The organism is Cupriavidus basilensis OR16, from assembly GCF_000243095.1.
Taxonomy (GTDB): Bacteria; Pseudomonadota; Gammaproteobacteria; order Burkholderiales; family Burkholderiaceae; genus Cupriavidus; species Cupriavidus basilensis_D.
On sequence record NZ_AHJE01000272.1, the window covers coordinates 1 to 268 of the forward strand.

General features: G+C 59.0%; 1 protein-coding gene. It reads left to right on the forward strand.

The window, feature by feature from the left end; genetic code table 11:
- Positions 1-22: 22 nt before the first annotated feature.
- Positions 23-256 (forward strand): hypothetical protein, encoded by a 234-nt coding sequence (locus tag OR16_RS38665; RefSeq protein ID WP_050983249.1) that lies wholly within the window; start codon positions 23-25, stop codon positions 254-256.
- The last annotated feature ends 12 nt before the right edge of the window (positions 257-268 follow it).

A 268-nucleotide genomic window follows, 5' to 3' on the forward strand; every position in this document is an offset into this window, starting at 1 on the left:
TCCACGATTCCCGGGGCGGTTCATACTGATCTTCCGCCGCACGCTGATGGAAGACTACGGCGTCGTGGTCACTACCCGCTTTCGCGGGGTGTCCGAGCGAGCCCCAAAAGACACACCGCTGTTCGTGACTCGTGTTGTTGGGAAGGGGGCGGATGAAAACAAGAGCTATGGAGCCTGCACGCTTGATGAGGCGCTGGAGCAACATGAACAGCTAGTGCAGAAACTCATTCGCGCACTGCGCGCCTCCCATCGCTAGATTGAGCCAGGA